The sequence below is a fragment of the Oerskovia sp. 140933 genome, from assembly GCF_059651515.1.
In genome coordinates, this window is sequence record NZ_JAMXIO010000086.1 from 1 (window position 1) to 318 (window position 318).

Here is a 318-nt window from a genome sequence, read left to right on the forward strand (position 1 = left end):
CGACGAGTTGATCGCGGCCATCGACCCCTCGTCGAACTCGAAGTCCTCCGGATACACGATCACGTCCACGTCCGGCACATGCCCCAGCTCACGCAGCTCCAACGGCGAGAACTTCGCCTGCGCCGGACCACGACGCGCGAACACGTGCACATCCGTGACCGGAGAGTTCTTCAGGCCCTGATAGACGTTGTCCGGGATCTCCGTGGGCAACAAGTCGTCAGCGTGCTTGGCCAGCACCCGCGCCACGTCCAACGCCACGTTCCCCGCCCCCAGCACCGCAACCTGCCGAGCCTCCAACGGCCACGTCCGCGGCACATC

General features: G+C 66.0%; 1 pseudogene. It reads right to left on the reverse strand.

What is annotated here, in order from left to right:
* Nucleotides 1–318, reverse strand: a pseudogene (locus tag NHG27_RS19010) (pyridine nucleotide-disulfide oxidoreductase); the annotation flags it as partial.